Source organism: Sphingomonas sp. R647 (assembly GCF_020177055.1).
In the GTDB taxonomy this organism is placed as follows: domain Bacteria; phylum Pseudomonadota; class Alphaproteobacteria; order Sphingomonadales; family Sphingomonadaceae; genus Sphingomonas.
This window is the reverse complement of the sequence record NZ_JAIQXT010000004.1, coordinates 237845-254228: the sequence shown is the minus strand read 5'-3', so window position 1 is coordinate 254228 and position 16384 is coordinate 237845. Positions and strand designations below refer to the sequence as shown.

Here is a 16384-nt window from a genome sequence, read left to right as displayed (position 1 = left end):
GCGGGGTGACGTCACCCCTGGTGCGGGTCGGTGGCCGAATTGCCGGTGACCCAGGATCCGGGCACATGCCCGAAATGGCAAAAAGGCGACCCGAAGGCCGCCTTTTCGGTTACTTGCGAAGCCCGAGCTTCGCGATGAGGGCGGTGTAGCGATCCCCGTCCGTCTTGCGGAGGTAGTCGAGGAGGCTGCGGCGCTTGTTGACCATCATCAGCAGGCCGCGACGCGAATGGTTGTCCTTCGCATGGCCCTTGAAGTGGCTGGTCAGGTTGACGATGCGCTCGGTCAGGATCGCGATCTGGACTTCGGGGCTGCCGGTATCGCCTTCGGCGCGGCCATGTTCCTTGGTCAGTTCTGCCTTGCGCTCGGTCGTGATCGTCATGTGTTTTCCTTCGACATCATTCTACAGGTTGAAGCCGCGCACGACGCGGACGTTTCCGTCCGAAACCTCGACCAGCGCGACCGGCGTTTCGCCGTCCAGCGCAAAGTGTTGGCCATCATTCGCGGCGATCCCGGTCAGCACTTTCCCCTGACGGAGAGCCCCTGCCTGACCGGGTTCGAGGAGTAGAGCCGGGATGTCGTCCAGCCCCGCCCTCAGCGGCAGGAGGCATTGTTCAAGGTCGCGCGCCTTACCGGATTCGGACAGTTTGTCCAGCGATATCGCGGATTCGAGGGTGAACGGCCCCGCCTTTACCCGCCGCAACATGGTGACATGGCCGACGCTGCCGAGCGCCAATGCGATGTCGCGCGCGAGGCTGCGGATATAGGTGCCCTTGGAGACATGCGCGGTGAGGGTGGCCGATTCGCCATCGGCTTCGCCCAGCGTCAGCGCATGGATCGTGACCGCGCGGGTCGCCAGCGTCACGACCTCCCCTTTGCGCGCGAGGTCGTAGGCGCGCTCGCCATCGACCTTGAGCGCCGAATAGGCCGGCGGCATCTGGTCGATCGGGCCGGTGAAGCGCGGCAGGATCGCCGCAATCTGGTCGCGCGTCGGTCGCACATCGGACTCGGCGACCGGCTTGCCCTCCAGATCGAGCGTGTCGGTCTCGACCCCGAAGCGCACGGTAAAATCATAGACCTTGTCGCTGTCGAGCATCCGCCCGGCAAGCTTGGTCGCCTCCCCCACCGCGATCGGCAGCACGCCGGTCGCCAGCGGGTCGAGCGTGCCGCCATGCCCGACCTTGGGCAGGTCGCGCAGCTTTGGCCCATAGCCGCTGTCACGCAACGCGCGCTTGACCGCGCTCACCCCCTGGGTCGAGCCTAGCCCCAGCGGTTTGTCTAAAATGATCCAGCCATCCATCGCGCGGCTCCTAGACCGTCAGGTTGACGAGTCCCAGCACGAAGCGCGTGATCGCATTGATCATCGGTGCGGCGATCCACTCGCCGATGCGGGCGTGCGGATCGAGCAGCGGAATCGCCACCACCGTCGCGATCACCGCCAGCACCACCAGCCGTCCCGCCTTGCGCAGCCTTTGACGCAGCGGCAGCGGGAGCAGCGCACTCAGCGCCCGCCCCATGTCGAATGGCGGGACGGGCAGCAGGTGAAAACTCGTCATGCACGCATTGGCGAGGATGAAGTTGAACAGGTTGGCGGTGACCAGCCACGCCACGCCATGGTCCGGCATCGCCCCGCCCGCCGCCGCGACCAGCGCGCCCAGCGCCATTGCGCCGACTAGCGCTGCGGCAAAGCTCGCCACCGGCCCTGCAAGCGCGCTGACCAGTCGCCGCCACCGCGCCAGCGCATCCTCGCCACGCGCGAAGGGGCGATAGCGCGGCCAGCCGAAGACCGGCGCCCCGGTCAGCGCCAGCGCGATCGGCACGATTACCGTCCCGACCGGGTCGATCGCGCGCAGGATGCGGGGCAGGCGATGCGGCGGGGGTTCGGGCGCATCCGGCTCGGCCGGCATCCAGCTCGCCACCATCCGCTGGCCGGCATCATGGAGTAGAACCGCCGCGATCGCGGGTAACGCCCACACGGCCAGCGACGCGATAATCGGCTGCATCCTTCTCCCCCGGTGGACACCGTGGCGGAAGGATGCGCGCGGCTCCACCCGATTCGTGCCGGATGCCGTTACGGAACGGGACGTTTATTCGGCAGCGGCGAGCGCTTCGGTGAAATGCCGCCGGCACAGCGCGGCATAGCGATCATTGCCGCCAATCTCGGTCTGCGCGCCATCGGCGACCGCCCGCCCCTCGCCATCGACGCGCAGGTTCATCGTCGCCTTGCGCCCGCAGCGGCACACCGACTTGATCTCGACCAGCGAGTCGGCGAGCGCCAGCAGCCGCGCCGATCCGGGAAACAGCGCTCCCCGAAAATCGGTTCGCAAGCCGTACGCGAGCACCGGAATGCCGAGGACATCGGCGACCGCAGCGAGTTGATCCACCTGCGCCGCACTCAGAAACTGCGCCTCATCGACCAGCACGCAATGCACCGGGCCATGATCCATCTCACGCTCGACATGCAGCCGCAGATCGGTATCCGCGGCAAAGCCGACCGCGGCGGTATCCAGCCCGATCCGCGACGCGATCCGCCCCGTCCCCGACCGCTCATCCAGCGCCGCCGTGAACAGCAACGTCCGCATCCCGCGCTCGCGATAGTTGAAATCGGCCTGCAGCAACGTGGTCGATTTCCCCGCGTTCATCGAGGCGTAGTAGAAATAGAGCTTGGCCATGATCCCCCTGTTGTTGCGCGTTTTAACCGAAGTCGGCGCGATTGACAGCCGCCGGTCGAAGGCAGAGGGTCGGGCCAGGGAGAGAGAGTATGTGGCGTTGGTGCATTGCCGCCGTTCTCGCATTGGCGCCGACTGCCACCGGCGCACCCGCGACCCAGCGCTACGCAATCGAATCGCCCAGCTCGGCGACGGCGCAGGTCGCGTTTTTCGGCGTTGCGCGCCGACAAGCGCGGTTCCCCAGTGTCAGCGGTGCAGTGACGATCAACCCTGCAGACATGGCCCGCATCGCGATCGACGTCACGCTCGACGCGTCGGCGCTGACTGCCAGCGACGACCTGACCCGCGACCGGCTGCGTGGATCGGCATTTTTCGATGTAAAGCGGACGCGGACCGTGCGCTTTGTCGGGGGCCAGATGCGGCTGACCGGCCCCGCCAGCGCGGTGATCGCGGGGACATTGACTGCGCGCGGGGTTTCCAAACCAGTGACGCTGGACGTCAATTTTTCGCGGCCGGTGGCACAGGCGGGCGCTGCGCCCGAACTTCGCCTGACCGCGCGCACCCGGATCGACCGGACCGATTTCGGGATGACCAGCTATCGCCTTGTCGTCGGGCGCAAGGTGGATGTCGCGCTGGACATCACCCTGCGTCCGGCCGGCTGACCGGATCAGTCAGCGGCGTCTTCGGCGGACAGGTCGCGCGCCACCTTGGGATCGCGCAGCAGCTGTTCGATATGGCTGCCCTCGTCGAAGCTCTCATCCGCAAGGAATTTGAGCTTGGCGGCATATTTGAGCTTCACGCGGGCGGCGACCTCGCGCTGGAGATAGGCGGTGTTGGTTCGCAGCGCCTTGATCACCGCCTCTTCTTCCTTGCCCAGCAGCGGCTTCACGAAGACGGTGGCGTGGCGCATGTCGGGCGACATACGCACTTCGGTGACGCTGACCATGTGCTTGGCCAACAGCTCGTCATGCACCTCGCCGCGCGCGAGGATGTCGGACAGGATATGGCGCACCTGCTCGCCCACGCGCAGCAGGCGGACGGAGCGGGTTTCGGGGGTGTCGTTGTGTTTCATGAACTCCCTCTCCCCTTCAGGGGAGTTTGAGGCCGGTCGCGCTCCCAGCGCGACCTAAACGTCACGGAGTGACGTTCACCTCGAACTGGCCGGGGGAGAGGGGCAGTTCAAGACTGCCACCGTCCGGCTTAGGGACAGGCCCCTCTCCCAACCCTCTCCCCTGAAGGGGAGAGCGCAATTTTGATTACAGCGTCCGTTCGCGCAGCTCGACCTCAAAGGTTTCCAGCATGTCGCCGGCCTTGATGTCGGTGAAGTTCTGCGTGAACGTCACACCGCATTCCAGACCTGCGCGCACTTCGGCGACATCGTCCTTGAAGCGGCGCAGCGATGCGATCTCGCCCTGGTAGATGATGACGTCGTCGCGCGTGATGCGAGCCTTGAGCGCCTTGCGGATCGCACCGTCGACCACCAGCAGACCGGCGGCCTTGCCATGCTTGCCCGCCGAGAAGACCTCGCGGATTTCCGCACGGCCGACCACGGTCTCGAACGCTTCCGGACCAAGCTGCCCCGCCATGCCGGCGCGAATCTCGTCGGTGAGTTCGTAGATCACGTCATAATATTTGAACGCGACCTTGTGGCGATCGGCGATCTCGCGTGCCTTGGCGTTCGGACGGACATTGAAGCCGATGATCGGCGCGCCCGAGGCCGCAGCCGCGTTCACGTCGCTTTCGGTAATGCCGCCGACGCCCGCATGCAGCACGCGCGCCTTGATGTCGTCGGTGCTGATCTTGTTGATCGCCGCGACGATCGCTTCGACCGTGCCCTGGGTATCCGCCTTGACGACCAGCGGATATTCCATCGCCTGCTTTTCCTTGAGCGCACTGAACATGCTCTCGAGGCTGGCGGGGGTGTTGGTCGTGCGCTTGTTCTGGATCACGCTGGCGCGATAGGCGGCGACCTCACGGGCGCGCGCCTCATTCTCGACGACCTGCAGCAGATCGCCCGCCATCGGCACGCCCGACAGGCCGAGAATCTCGACCGGCATCGACGGACCAGCTTCCTTGATCTGGCGACCCTTGTCGTCGATCAGCGCGCGGATCTTGCCGCTCTCGGCACCGACCACGAACACGTCGCCGACCTTGAGCGTGCCGCGCGTGACGAGGATCGTCGCGACCGGGCCGCGGCCCTTGTCGAGCTTCGCCTCGACCACATTGCCCTCGGCAGCGCGGTCGGGATTGGCCTTGAGCTCCATCAGCTCGGCCTGAAGCTGGATCTTCTCGATCAACGCGTCGAGGCCGATCTTTTCCTTCGCGGAAACCTCGACGTCCTGCGTCTCGCCGCCCATTTCCTCGACCTGGATGTTATGCTCGAGCAGGCGCTCGCGCACCTTCTGGGCATTGGCCTCGGGCTTGTCGATCTTGTTGATCGCGACGATCATCGGAACGCCGGCCGCCTTGGTGTGATTGATCGCCTCGATCGTCTGCGGCATCAGGCCGTCATCGGCGGCGACCACCAGCACGACGATGTCGGTGACGTTCGCGCCGCGCGCACGCATCTCCGAAAACGCTTCGTGACCCGGCGTGTCGAGGAAGGTGACCTTGGACTTGTCCTTCAGCGTGACCTGATAGGCGCCGATATGCTGGGTGATGCCACCGGCTTCGCCGCGCACCACATCGGTGCCGCGCAGCGCGTCGAGCAGGCTGGTCTTGCCGTGATCGACATGGCCCATGATCGTCACCACCGGCGGACGCGGCTTCAGCGCATCCTCGGTATCTGCATCGGTATCGAGCACCAGATCGATATCGCTGTCGCTGACGCGCACGATATTGTGGCCGAACTCGGTCACCAGCAGCTCGGCGGTGTCCTGATCGATCGTCTGGGTCAGCGTGACGGGCATGCCCATCTTGAACAGCGCCTTGACCAGATCCGCGCCCTTTTCGGCCATGCGGTTGGCGAGTTCGGCGACGGTGATCGTCTCCGGGACCTTGACGTCGCGGACCTGCTTGGCCTGCGGCTCGCGCGGGCCGGAGTGGCGGCGTTCCTTGTCACGCGCACGCTTGAGCGCGGCGAGGCTGCGCGCGCGCGCGCCATCGTCACCGCCCGTTGCGCGGTTGACCGTCAGCTTGCCGCCGCGGCGCTCGTCGCCCTTGCGATCGCGCTGCTGCGGACGCTGCGGCTCAGGCGCACGCGCCGGGGCGCGGTTGGGGCCGAGATTCGGCCCGCGCGGAGCACCGGCAGCAGCGCCACCAGCATTCGCCGGTGCGCTCGCCGTCGCGGCAGGCGCAGCAGCGGCCGCCGGCTCAGGCTTGGCCGGCGCCGGGCGCGGAATTTCAGGACGCTGCACCGGGGTAAACAGGCGCGGCGCAGGACGGGTGGAGTCGAGCTGCAAAGAAACCGGCTCGGGCGGCGCAGGCGGAGCGACCGGAGCCGGAGCCGGCGTCACAGGCGCGGCGTCAGGGGCAGCCGCGGGCGCGGGCGCAGGCGCCACTTCGGCGACCGGCTCGGGCTTTGCTTCGACGACGGGCGGCTTGGCAGCCTCGGCTTCGGCGCGGGCCTTTTCCTCAAGGCGGCGCTGTTCGGCTTCGGCAGCCTCGGCACGCTCGCGCTCTTCGCGGCGGCGGGCTTCCTCATTGGCCTGCATCCGCTGATCTTCGGCTTCACGCAGCAGGCGCGCCTGGCGCTCCTGCGCGGTCTCGCCCGCCGGAGCGGCGGGGCGCGGTGCAGGGGCCGGCGGGGCCGGAGGCGCTGCGACAGGTGCGGGTGGCGGTGCCGCTTCCTCCTGCGGCGCGCCGGTCTGCGGGCCGAGCATGCGGCGGCGCTTGACTTCGACCACAACGGTGTTCGAGCGTCCGTGGCTGAAGCTCTGCTTCACCTGGCCGGTCTCGACCGTGCGCTTCAGCCCCAGCGGCTGGCGCATTCCGAGCTTCGGCTTTTCGTTTTCGGTATCGCTCAAGTGTCTAATTCCTGCTTTTCTTCGTCGTTCGTTCAGATCGCCGCAAGGCCCGATGCGCCTTGCGAGCGGGTTTCGCAAGGCTATGGGGCCGGGTCGGGTCCGATAAAATGGAGCAGACGATCGAGTGCTTCGCGCACCCGCGCCGCCGCTCTGGGGTCGGTCAGGCCTGCATGTACCACATTTTCGCGGCCAAGCGCCAAGGACAATATGGTGCGGGGGAACGGCAATGTGAACCCCGTGTCCCCGGAACCTTCGCGTTCGGTGCCGACCCGCAGCGCCTGATCGAGTTTACGCGCGCCATCGCCGCCGGCGTCGGCCGCGTGCAGCAGTAGGTGCAGCTTGCCGCTGCGCCCCGCTTTTTCGATGCGCTCGCCGCCGATCACGACATAACCGGCCTTGGCTTCCAGCCCCAGCCGGTCGAGGAACGCGCGCTCGAGCTGCGCGGTCACCCGCGCGCCGAGATCGTCGGGAATGTTCAGATCGCCCGTCTTGAACGCGCGCGACAAGGCGCCGCGCAACTGCTTGCCGCTCGCGTCGAGCTGCGCGCGAGTCACGCCGATCCACGCGCCGCGGCCCGGAGCCTTGGCGCGGACATCGGGCAGCACATCGCCATCGGGCGACACAGCAAGCCGGATCAGCCCGTCGCGAGGCTGACCCTCACGCGAGAGAATGCAGGTGCGGATGGGGCCACCATCCGCACGCTGACCATCCGTCAGTTCAGCCGGGCGCTCATTGTTCGGAATCCGCAATTGCGTCCTCCGCACCCGACGAAGCAGGCTCTTCATCCGCGAACCAGTGCGCGCGGGCAGCCATGATGATCTCGTTGCCCTGCTCGTCGCTCAGACCATATTCGCCGAGCACGCCGCCCTTGTCCTGCTCGCGGGCGCTGTCGCGCTGCGGAGCGGCAGGACCGTCGCCACGGCGGCGCGGTTCGGCGCGCTTCTTGGCAACCAGCTCGTCGGTGGCGAGGTCGGCAAGATCGTCGAGCGTCTTGATCCCGGCCTTGCCCAGCGTGACCAGCATCGCTTCGGTCAGATACGGCATGGTCGCCAGATCGTCCTCGACGCCCAGCGCACGACGGGCTTCGCGGTTCGCTTCCTCACGCCGCTCAAGCGCCTCAGCCGCACGGCTCTGCAGCTCGCCCGCCAGATCGTCGTCGAACCCTTCGATGCTCGCCAGTTCGTCGATCTCGACATAGGCGACTTCCTCGAGCTGGCTGAAGCCTTCGGCGACCAGCAGCTGGGCGAGCGTCTCGTCCACGTCCAGTTCGTTCTGGAACATCTCGCTGTTGGTGACGAATTCCTGCTGGCGCTTCTCGCTCGAGTCCGTCTCGGTCAGGATGTCGATCGCCTTGCCGGTCAGCTGGCTGGCGAGGCGGACATTCTGGCCGCGGCGACCGATGGCGAGGCTGAGCATGTCGTCGGGAACGACGACTTCGATGCGGTCATCCTCTTCGTCGATGACGACGCGCGCGACATTCGCCGGCTGCAGCGCGTTGACGACGAAGGTAGCCGTATCCGGCGACCACGGGATGATGTCGATCTTCTCGCCCTGCATCTCCTGCACGACGGCCTGCACGCGGCTGCCCTTCATGCCGACGCAGGCGCCGACCGGGTCGATGCTCGAATCGTGGCTGATCACGCCGATCTTGGCGCGCGAACCCGGGTCGCGGGCGGCGGCCTTGATCTCGATGATCCCGTCATAGATTTCGGGGACTTCCTGCGCGAACAGCTTCTTCATGAAGTCGGGGTGCGCGCGCGACAGGAAAATCTGCGGCCCGCGCGTTTCGCGCACGACCTTCAGGATCAGGCTGCGGACGCGGTCGCCGACGCGGACCACTTCGCGCGGAATCTGCGCGTCGCGGCGGATGACGCCCTCGGCGCGGCCCAGATCGACGACGACATGGCCGAACTCGACGCGCTTGACGACGCCGGTGATGATCTCACCCTGACGGTCCTTGAATTCCTCGAACTGGCGCTCGCGCTCTGCGTCGCGGACCTTCTGGAAGATGATCTGCTTGCTCGCCTGCGCCTGAATGCGGCCGAATTCGATCGGGGGCAGCGGATCGACGATGAAGTCGCCGACCTTCGCGTCCTTCTGCAGCTTCTGCGCGCCCTTGATGTCGACCTGCTTGAAATAGTCGTCAACCGCTTCGACCACCTCGACCACGCGCCACAGGCGCAGATCGCCGGTTACGGGATCCAGCTTCGCGCGGATGTCGTTCTCGACGCCATAGCGGTTCTTGGCGGCACGCTCGATCGCGTCCTCCATCGCCTCGATGACGATCGCCTTGTCGATCATCTTCTCGGACGCCACCGAATTGGCAATGGCGATCAGTTCGGCCTTGTTGGCGGAAATGGCGGTGGCCATCAGTCCTGTTCCTCTGCTTCGAATTCGTCGGCGCCCTCGGCAGAGAGCGGTTTGGTTGCGGCGATCAGTCGGTCGGTAATCACGAGCTTTGCGTCCTCGATGGTCGCAAAGGCGATGTTGTGGGTCAGCCCGTGCCCGTCGGTGATGGCGATCACGTCGCCCTCCACCCCGGCAAGGTCGCCCTTGAATTGTTTGCGCCCATCGATCTTCTCGGCGAGCGTGATGCGCGCCTCATGCCCCTGCCAGTCGGCGAAGTCCTTGAGGCGAGTCAGCGGCCGGTCGATGCCGGGCGAGCTGACTTCCAGCCGATAGGCTTCGGGAATCGGATCACGCCCCGCCTCTTCCAGTTCGTCGAGCCGGTCGGAGATGCGGCGCGACAGGTCAGCGCAATCGTCGATGTTCAGCTGGCGGGTATCGGGCCGCTCGGCCATCACCTGCAGCGTGCGGTCGCCCTCGCCGCCGAACAGCTTGACGCGCACCAGATCGAAGCCGAGCGCACGCGCCTCAGGCTCGATGATACCGTTCAGGACTGCCAGGTCGGCCAACGCAAAAACTCCAAATACACCGGAAACACCCCGTCGCCGCCGGACCCGCTGGGGCCGACCTCGCCAAGTTTCCAATGTCGAGAACAGCGCCTCTATAAACGCAAGGCGCGCGAACAGCAAGGCGTTCGACTCTGCCCCTTTGGCCCCCTTTTCGCGCGTTGTTTCACGTGCAACATCCGCGCGTCCCGCGCGTTGCGGAAATTGCTCCAGGGAGGATTCGATGCGCCTGTTACCGATTGCCGCCATACCGTTCGTGCTGATTGCCTGCACCGCCGCCCAGCCCGGAAACAGCCAGGAGACGGCAAATGGAGCGGACGGCCTGCCCTTCACCGTCACTCCGGTCGCCGATTTTGACGCGCCTTGGTCGATGACGTTCCTGCCCGACGGGCGTATGCTGGTGACCGAGAAGGCTGGCAAGCTGATCCTGCTGAGCGCCGACGGCAAGACCAAGACCGAAGTGAGCGGCGTTCCCGCGGTCGACAGCGCCGGGCAAGGCGCGCTCAAGGAAATTCTGCTCGCGCCCGATTATGCCAAGAGCAAGCGCGTGTATTTCAGCTTCTCCGAAGCGGGACAGGGCGGCAAGGGCGTGGTCCTCGCCCGCGCGGTTCTGACCGGTGGTGCAACCCCCGCCCTGACGCAGGTCGAGCGCCTGTTCCAGGCAGCGCCCTATGTCGAAGGCAGCGGCCATTATTCGGGCCGGATCGCCTTCGCACCCGACGGCAAGCATCTGTTCTTTGCCAATGGTGAGCGCCAGAAGTTCGACCCGGCGCAGGACCCCAAGTCAACGCTCGGCAAGATGCTGCGCCTGACCCTCGACGGCAAGCCGGCGGGCGATCCCGGCCTGACCGCCAAGGGTTTCCACCCCGCGGTCTGGTCGTACGGCCATCGCAACCTGCTCGGCATCGCCTTCGACAGCGCCGGCAATCTGTGGGAGCAGGAAATGGGGCCGAAGGGCGGCGACGAGGTCAATCTGGTCCTGCCCGGCCGCAACTATGGCTATCCGATCGTCTCCGACGGCGACCATTATGACGGGCGCGACATCCCCGACCACAGCACGCGCCCCGAGTTCGAGGCACCCAAGGTATCGTGGAACCCGGCAATCTCGCCCGGCGGGCTGATCGCCTATTCGGGCAAGATGTTCCCGCAATGGAAGGGCGACCTGTTCATCGGCGGCCTGTCGAGCCAGGCGCTGATCCGCGTCGACGTCAACGGCACCAGCGCCGCCAAGGGCGATCAATGGTCGATGGGCGCGCGCATTCGCGAGGTCGAGGAAGGCCCTGACGGCGCGATCTGGCTGCTCGAGGACGGCGGGCGCGGATCGGAAGGCCGGCTGCTCAAGCTGACGCCGGTTAAATGATCGCCGGGCGCCGGTTCGCGCTCGGCGCCGCGCTCCTCGCCCTCGCCGCGTGCGATTCGGGCGGCGGGAGCGGCGGCGGCGTGTCGACACCGGCGCCCAGCCCGACCGTCGCGCCCTCCCCGTCTCCCAGCGCAAGCCCGACCGCAGCACCGATCACGGGGGTGCAGGCGACGGCGGTCGCGACCTTTGCCTCACCTTGGGCGATGGTGTTCCTGCCCGATGGCCGGGCACTGGTGACTGAAAAGGGCGGCACGCTGCGCATCGTGACCCAGGCCGGGGTGAAATCCGCCGCGCTGGTTGGCGTCCCCACCGTCGCGGCGGGCGGGCAGGGCGGCCTGCTCGACGTTGCCCTGCATCCGAACTTCGCGAGCAACGCGCTGGTCTATTTGAGCTTCTCCGAAGCGGGGACCGGCGGATCGGGGCTGGCGGTGGCGCGCGGCACTCTGGTCGAAGATGCCGGCGGGCCGCGCCTGACCGGCGTCAGCACGATCTGGCGACAGGCTCCGAAGCTATCGGGAAGCGGCCATTTCGGCGGGCGCATGGCCTTTGCCCCTGATGGCACGCTTTATGTCACTGCGGGCGAGCGGCAGCGCGGATTGCCGGCGCAGGATATGACCCAGACGTTGGGCAAGATTATCCGCATCAACGCCGATGGCAGCGTCCCCGCCGACAACCCGTTCGTCACCACTGCGGGCGCGCGGACAGAAATCTGGTCGCTCGGCCATCGCAATCCCTATGGCCTCGCCTTCGATGCCGCCGGACGATTGTGGGAGCATGAGATGGGGCCGGAGGGCGGCGACGAGTTCAACCTTGTCACGCGCGGCGGCAATTATGGCTGGCCAAACGTCTCCAACGGCCAGGATTATGGCGGCGGCAACATCCCCGATCACATGCCGGGCGACGGCTATGTTGCGCCGCTGCTGTCCTGGACCCCGGTGATCGCACCGGGCGGGATGATCCTCTATTCGGGCAGCCTGTTCGCGGCATGGCGCGGCGACGCGATCGTCGCGGGCCTTGTCAGCCAGGGGCTGGTCCGCGTCCGTTTCACCCCGACCAGCGCGACCGAACTGCAACGCATCCCGCTTGGCGCGCGTATCCGTGAGGTCGAACAGGGGCCGGACGGCGCGATCTGGGTGCTGGAGGATTCCAGCAGCGGTCGATTGCTCAGGCTGGTCCCGAACTGATCAGAAAGTTTATCCGAGCGGCCGCAACCGGTCGCTCGGGATCGTCCTGCCACGCGAACGCCTCGACATTGGCGACGCGGTTGCCGAGACGGCTGACTTTTCCCTGCGCGCGGGTCGGCTTTTCGCGTCCGCCACGCATGAAATCGACGGTGACGTTGACCGGCTTGATCCGCGCACCGCCGCGCTCATCCGCTGCCAGTGCATGACGCAACGCCGCGATCGCCGCCATTTCGAGCAACCCGGACAGCGCACCGCCATGCACAAAGCCTGGGCGCCCCAGCACGTCGCTGCCGAACGGCATCGTCAGAACCGGCGGGCCATCGCCGCGCTCGATCGTGATGCCGAGCAGTTCGGCATAGGGTGGCAGGGCAAAGCTCATGCCGCGCCCTCCATGAACATGAACGTGCCCGCGACATGCGCGACCGGATCGTCGGGGTCGCCGTCATGCGCCACCCCGCGCACAAAGCCGACCGACCGCGTCACGCGATAACACTCGCCCCGCCCGATCACCTCGCGCCCCGCGACCGCCGGCCGCAGATAATCGACGCGCAGGTCGAGTGTCGCGTGCGGCAGAAACCCGCCGCGCTTCATCCACACTGCGACGCTGGTCGCCATGTCGAGCAGGGTGATGATCGGCCCCGATGCCAGCACCCCGCGCTCGACATCGCCGATCAGTTTCGGATCGAACGGTAACGCGAGCTCGCACCAGTCGGGGCCGTGCGCGCGATAGCGGATGCCCAGCGCGTCGCCATGCCCGCCGACGCGGTGCGTGAAAAAGCGTTGGGGGTCAAAGGGGATCGGCGCAGCGCTCATCCCCTGCGCGCTAGCGGGCGCGGCGACGCACGGCAAGCCGGGGGCATCAGCAACATAAAGCCGAATTAACTCAGCCGTGGCGGAGCATCCGCCTAGCCTGACCCCACATCAAAAAGGGGGATCGACTATGCTGACTCTCGCACTGTCCGACATCGCTACGCTGGACACGCAGGTTGCGATGCATGGCGCACTCCGTGCCTCCGAAATCGCCGGGGACGAGATTTTCGAGATGATGGTGGCGATCGTCATCATCGTTTACGAGACCTGAGCTTGACCGCGTTCGACGCGGCGGTGCCGGACGCGCGCGGCCGCTCCGCATCAGGCAATGCCGCCTTTGCCGACGCCGTGCGCGACCGCATCGCGGCGCGGTTCGATGGGCTTACCGAAGCCGACGCGGTGTTGCGACAGGCCCGCGCATTGCTGGCCGATAGCGGCTGGATCGCCGGGCTGATCACCCCACTGGTCGATGCCCTGCGCGCCGATCCGTGGTTCGATCCCGCACTCCGCATCACGCGCGATGCAATGCGCACCGCAGTGGTCCTCGCCGACCTGCCCGCAGTGTCGCTGACCGCCAGCGTGACCTCGGCAGCGGCGCTCGCCCGGGTCGATCCGCCCGCCACGGTCGTGCTGTCCGGTCGGCGCGCGCTGACCCTGTATGTGCGGGGCGGGCAGGCGCAGGTGCGGCGATGGCGCCTTGCCGACACGGAACCACGCCGCTGCGTCGAGATCGAGCGCCAGCTTCTCGGCGACAACGATCTGATCGAACAGGACGGACGCCGCGAGGGGCGGCTGATCATCGCGGCGACAAGCGACGTAGTCGCCGTCACCGCGACCGCCAAATCGGGCGCCGATCCGCTGATGCACGAATTCGCCATTGCCGATGGCCGTCTTGTCCGCAGTGTCACCGCCGACGACCGCAGCTCGCGCGCCGAACTGCTCCTTGCCCTGCTCCGCGCCAATGGAAGAAGCGACGCGGCCGACAGCTTTGACGCGATGACGCGCGATCCGGCCTTTCACCTGCGCTGGGCCGCGATGCGCGAATGGCTGATGCTCGATGCACGCGCCGCCCGCCCCCGGCTGGTGGAGATGGCGGCAGCAGACCCCGATCCGGGGGTACAAGTCGCCGCAGCGCAGACGCTCGACCGGCTCGACGCACGGCTGGCGGCGGCGTGACCCGCATGATCGATCCCGGCGCGGGCAGCGCGATGACTCTCGAAGAACTGGTCGAAGCACTCGAGACCACCGCCTTTGATCCGCATGACGAAGATAGCTTCGCCGCGCTCGGCCCGCTGCTCGCCCGCCTCGGACGCAATCGCCGCTTCCTTGCCGACCTCGCCATCGCCGAACTCAAGACGCGGTGTGCCGGGCAGGGTGTCGCCAACAACTATGGCGCGCAGGTATTCCTGCTCCGCCCGCCCAACGGCCGGTTCGTGCTGCGCGCCAATTTCTGGCCATCGACCGATGACGGCATCGTCCAGGCGAGCGGCACCGCGCCGTTCGTCTATGGCATGGCGCACGACCATAATTTCCCGTTCCTGACCTATGGCTATCTCGGGCCAGGCTATTGGAGCGATTATTGGGAGCGCGATCCGGCGCAGCCAGAGACGCCGATGCGCTTTACCGGACGGCGGCGGATCGAGCCGGGGCAGCTGATGCTCTACCGCATGTCCCGCGACGTCCACGCCCAGCTGCCGCCCGACGCATTTTCGGTGACGCTCAACATCCTTGGCAGCCACCCGTCGCATCGCTGGATCGACCAGCATCGCTTCGACCCGGCCACCGGAGCCGTCGCCGAAATACTGACCACCGCGCCGTCGGAGGGGCTGGCGACGATCGCCGCGCATCTCGGCGGCGGCAACGGCCTTGACCTGATCGACCATCTCGCCCGCCAGCACCCGCATCCGCGCATGCGCGCCACCGCACTCGCCGCGCTGGCATCGGCGCGTCCGGATTGCCCCGACGCGCTTGCACTGATCGCCCGTGCCGCGCCGGATCACCCCGCTTTGGACCCATCTGCGGCAGACAGGCTGCTGCAGAACCGCGCAAAAGCGCCATGTGGTCCCGGTGATTCTATCCGAAGTCGAGATACCGTGGCTTGACCACGCGATACGCGCACGGGGCTACCGACTTGAAATCGGGTACGCCCGCGCCGCGCCGACGCCGCATGTAGCGGCGATTCTGTGTCGGTGGCAGATCGGGCGCGCGATCATGGCCAGGCCAGTCCCGCAGATCGCGCTGACGGAGGACCGCGCTGCACTGGTCGCAGCACTCGACGCCGGAGCTTCCGACGCGGTGGCGGTTCCGGTCGATCCCGATGAGCTCGCCGCGCGTGTCGATGTCCGGGTGCGCCGCCACGCCGCCACCCCGCTCACGGTCGGCGCGCTGACGCTTGACCCGGTCGCACGCAGCGCCAGTCGGTCCGGAACGCAGATCGCGCTGGTCCCGCGTGAGTTCGCGCTGCTGCGCTACCTCGCCGAATCGCGCGGACGATTTGTGCCGCGATGCGAGCTGCTGGAGCAGGTCTGGGGACTTCGCTTCGACCCCGGCACCAATGTCGTCGCGGTCCATGTTTCGAACCTGCGCGCCAAGCTCGACCGCCCCTTCCCCACCGCAATGATCGAAGGTCGCAAGGGGCTGGGCTATCGCCTCGTCGCGGGTTAACGTGCGCGTAAAGCAAGATCGAGCGGAGAGGACCATGACCGAGCAGCGCGTGACAATCCATATCGCCAATGGCATCGCCGATGTCCGGCTGGCGCGCCCCGACAAGATGAACGCGCTCGACCCGGCGATGTTCGCAGGGATTGTTGACGCGATCGACCAGCTGGCCGCCATGCCGGGTCTGCGCGCAGTAGTGTTGTCGGGCGAGGGGAAGGCCTTTTGCGCCGGGCTCGACATGGCGAGCATGGCCGGTGGTGGCGGCGCGCTCGACATCCATGCGCGCAGCCATGGCGAGGCGAACCTGTTCCAACAGGTCGCCTGGGGCTGGCGCACCTTGCCGGTCCCGGTGATCGCGGCGGTGCATGGCATCGCGTTCGGCGGCGGGTTTCAGATCATGTCGGGTGCGGACATCCGCGTCATGGCCCCGGGCACGCGCTGTTCGATCATGGAGATGAAATGGGGGATCGTCCCCGACATGGCCGGATTCGCGCTGTGGCGGACGACGGTGCGCGACGATGTGCTGCGCGAACTGACCTACACCGCGCGTGAGTTCGATGCGGCGGAGGCGGCGGCGCTCGGCTTTGTCACCCATCTTTCCGACGCGCCCTATGCCGCCGCGATGGACATTGCCGCCGCCATTGCCGCGCGCAATCCCGAGGCGATCCGAGCCGCCAAGCGGCTCGCCAACCTGTCCGCCGATGCCAGCGCCGGCCCGATTCTGGTCGCCGAAAGCGCCGAGCAGGCAAAGCTGATGCGCTCGCCCAACCAGATGGAGGCGGTGATGGCCAACATGCAGAAGCGCACGCCGAGCTTCACCGACTGACTC

The 16384-nt window shown here is 67.0% G+C and carries 19 protein-coding genes; 8 read left to right on the top strand and 11 right to left on the bottom strand.

The window, feature by feature from the left end:
* Nucleotides 1–109: 109 nt before the first annotated feature.
* From rpsO to K9B35_RS11330, 4 genes are all read right to left on the bottom strand, one after another.
* Nucleotides 110–379 carry a 30S ribosomal protein S15 gene (gene rpsO / locus K9B35_RS11345; protein WP_224921952.1) on the bottom strand — a complete coding sequence of 90 codons (270 nt, stop codon included), beginning with the start codon at nucleotides 377–379 and terminating at the stop codon, nucleotides 110–112.
* A 21-nt stretch (nucleotides 380–400) separates the two neighbouring features.
* Nucleotides 401–1297 (bottom strand): tRNA pseudouridine(55) synthase TruB, encoded by an 897-nt coding sequence (gene truB, locus K9B35_RS11340; RefSeq protein WP_224921951.1) that lies wholly within the window; start codon nucleotides 1295–1297, stop codon nucleotides 401–403.
* Between the two features lie 10 nt (nucleotides 1298–1307).
* Nucleotides 1308–2000: a M50 family metallopeptidase gene (locus tag K9B35_RS11335; RefSeq protein WP_224921950.1), complete on the bottom strand. Its 693-nt coding sequence runs from the start codon at nucleotides 1998–2000 to the stop codon at nucleotides 1308–1310.
* An 84-nt stretch (nucleotides 2001–2084) separates the two neighbouring features.
* Nucleotides 2085–2669 carry a thymidine kinase gene (locus K9B35_RS11330; protein WP_224921949.1) on the bottom strand — a complete coding sequence of 195 codons (585 nt, stop codon included), beginning with the start codon at nucleotides 2667–2669 and terminating at the stop codon, nucleotides 2085–2087.
* An 89-nt stretch (nucleotides 2670–2758) separates the two neighbouring features.
* Between K9B35_RS11330 and K9B35_RS11325 the strand changes: the two genes are divergently transcribed.
* Nucleotides 2759–3328, top strand: a complete 570-nt coding sequence (locus K9B35_RS11325; protein ID WP_224921948.1) for a YceI family protein — start codon at nucleotides 2759–2761, stop codon at nucleotides 3326–3328.
* A 5-nt stretch (nucleotides 3329–3333) separates the two neighbouring features.
* Here K9B35_RS11325 and rbfA read toward each other — a convergent pair whose 3' ends face one another.
* The 5 genes from rbfA to rimP form a co-directional block, all read right to left on the bottom strand.
* Complete coding sequence (rbfA, locus tag K9B35_RS11320; RefSeq protein WP_224921947.1) at nucleotides 3334–3738, bottom strand: 30S ribosome-binding factor RbfA; 405 nt, start codon at nucleotides 3736–3738, stop codon at nucleotides 3334–3336.
* A gap of 184 nt (nucleotides 3739–3922) precedes the next feature.
* A complete protein-coding gene (gene infB / locus K9B35_RS11315; RefSeq protein WP_224921946.1) occupies nucleotides 3923–6631 on the bottom strand; it encodes a translation initiation factor IF-2 in 2709 nt (902 codons plus the stop codon).
* An 80-nt stretch (nucleotides 6632–6711) separates the two neighbouring features.
* Nucleotides 6712–7374: a DUF448 domain-containing protein gene (locus tag K9B35_RS11310; protein WP_224922237.1), complete on the bottom strand. Its 663-nt coding sequence runs from the start codon at nucleotides 7372–7374 to the stop codon at nucleotides 6712–6714.
* Complete coding sequence (nusA, locus tag K9B35_RS11305) at nucleotides 7361–9001, bottom strand: transcription termination factor NusA (protein WP_224921945.1); 1641 nt, start codon at nucleotides 8999–9001, stop codon at nucleotides 7361–7363. The genes K9B35_RS11310 and nusA overlap by 14 nt, the downstream gene beginning before the upstream one ends.
* Nucleotides 9001–9546, bottom strand: coding sequence for a ribosome maturation protein RimP (gene rimP, locus K9B35_RS11300; RefSeq protein ID WP_224921944.1), 546 nt, complete (start codon nucleotides 9544–9546; stop codon nucleotides 9001–9003). The genes nusA and rimP overlap by 1 nt, the downstream gene beginning before the upstream one ends.
* 220 nt (nucleotides 9547–9766) lie before the next feature.
* Here rimP and K9B35_RS11295 point away from each other — a divergent pair, with 220 nt between their 5' ends.
* Both K9B35_RS11295 and K9B35_RS11290 read left to right on the top strand, forming a co-directional pair.
* A complete protein-coding gene (locus K9B35_RS11295) occupies nucleotides 9767–10903 on the top strand; it encodes a PQQ-dependent sugar dehydrogenase (protein ID WP_224921943.1) in 1137 nt (378 codons plus the stop codon).
* The gene (locus K9B35_RS11290; RefSeq protein ID WP_224921942.1) at nucleotides 10900–12087 is read left to right on the top strand and encodes a PQQ-dependent sugar dehydrogenase; all 1188 of its coding nucleotides are present in this window, start codon (nucleotides 10900–10902) and stop codon (nucleotides 12085–12087) included. Before K9B35_RS11295 ends, K9B35_RS11290 begins: the two co-directional genes overlap by 4 nt.
* Here K9B35_RS11290 and K9B35_RS11285 read toward each other — a convergent pair.
* Both K9B35_RS11285 and K9B35_RS11280 read right to left on the bottom strand, forming a co-directional pair.
* Nucleotides 12068–12466 (bottom strand): PaaI family thioesterase, encoded by a 399-nt coding sequence (locus tag K9B35_RS11285; protein ID WP_224921941.1) that lies wholly within the window; start codon nucleotides 12464–12466, stop codon nucleotides 12068–12070. The two genes, K9B35_RS11290 and K9B35_RS11285, sit on opposite strands and share 20 nt — an antisense overlap.
* Nucleotides 12463–12900 carry a PaaI family thioesterase gene (locus K9B35_RS11280; RefSeq protein ID WP_224921940.1) on the bottom strand — a complete coding sequence of 146 codons (438 nt, stop codon included), beginning with the start codon at nucleotides 12898–12900 and terminating at the stop codon, nucleotides 12463–12465. Before K9B35_RS11280 ends, K9B35_RS11285 begins: the two co-directional genes overlap by 4 nt.
* 127 nt (nucleotides 12901–13027) lie before the next feature.
* Between K9B35_RS11280 and K9B35_RS11275 the strand changes: the two genes are divergently transcribed.
* The 5 genes from K9B35_RS11275 to K9B35_RS11255 all read left to right on the top strand — a co-directional run bounded on the left by K9B35_RS11275 (nucleotide 13028) and on the right by K9B35_RS11255 (nucleotide 16381).
* Nucleotides 13028–13168, top strand: a complete 141-nt coding sequence (locus tag K9B35_RS11275; protein ID WP_224921939.1) for a hypothetical protein — start codon at nucleotides 13028–13030, stop codon at nucleotides 13166–13168.
* A 2-nt stretch (nucleotides 13169–13170) separates the two neighbouring features.
* Nucleotides 13171–14073 carry a hypothetical protein gene (locus K9B35_RS11270; protein ID WP_224921938.1) on the top strand — a complete coding sequence of 301 codons (903 nt, stop codon included), beginning with the start codon at nucleotides 13171–13173 and terminating at the stop codon, nucleotides 14071–14073.
* 5 nt (nucleotides 14074–14078) lie between these two features.
* Nucleotides 14079–14999, top strand: a complete 921-nt coding sequence (locus K9B35_RS11265) for a transposase (protein WP_412103470.1) — start codon at nucleotides 14079–14081, stop codon at nucleotides 14997–14999.
* Nucleotides 15000–15108: 109 nt separating this feature from the next.
* Nucleotides 15109–15561 (top strand): response regulator transcription factor, encoded by a 453-nt coding sequence (locus K9B35_RS11260; RefSeq protein WP_224921936.1) that lies wholly within the window; start codon nucleotides 15109–15111, stop codon nucleotides 15559–15561.
* Nucleotides 15562–15595: 34 nt separating this feature from the next.
* The gene (locus tag K9B35_RS11255) at nucleotides 15596–16381 is read left to right on the top strand and encodes a crotonase/enoyl-CoA hydratase family protein (RefSeq protein ID WP_224921935.1); all 786 of its coding nucleotides are present in this window, start codon (nucleotides 15596–15598) and stop codon (nucleotides 16379–16381) included.
* Nucleotides 16382–16384 lie beyond the last annotated feature (3 nt).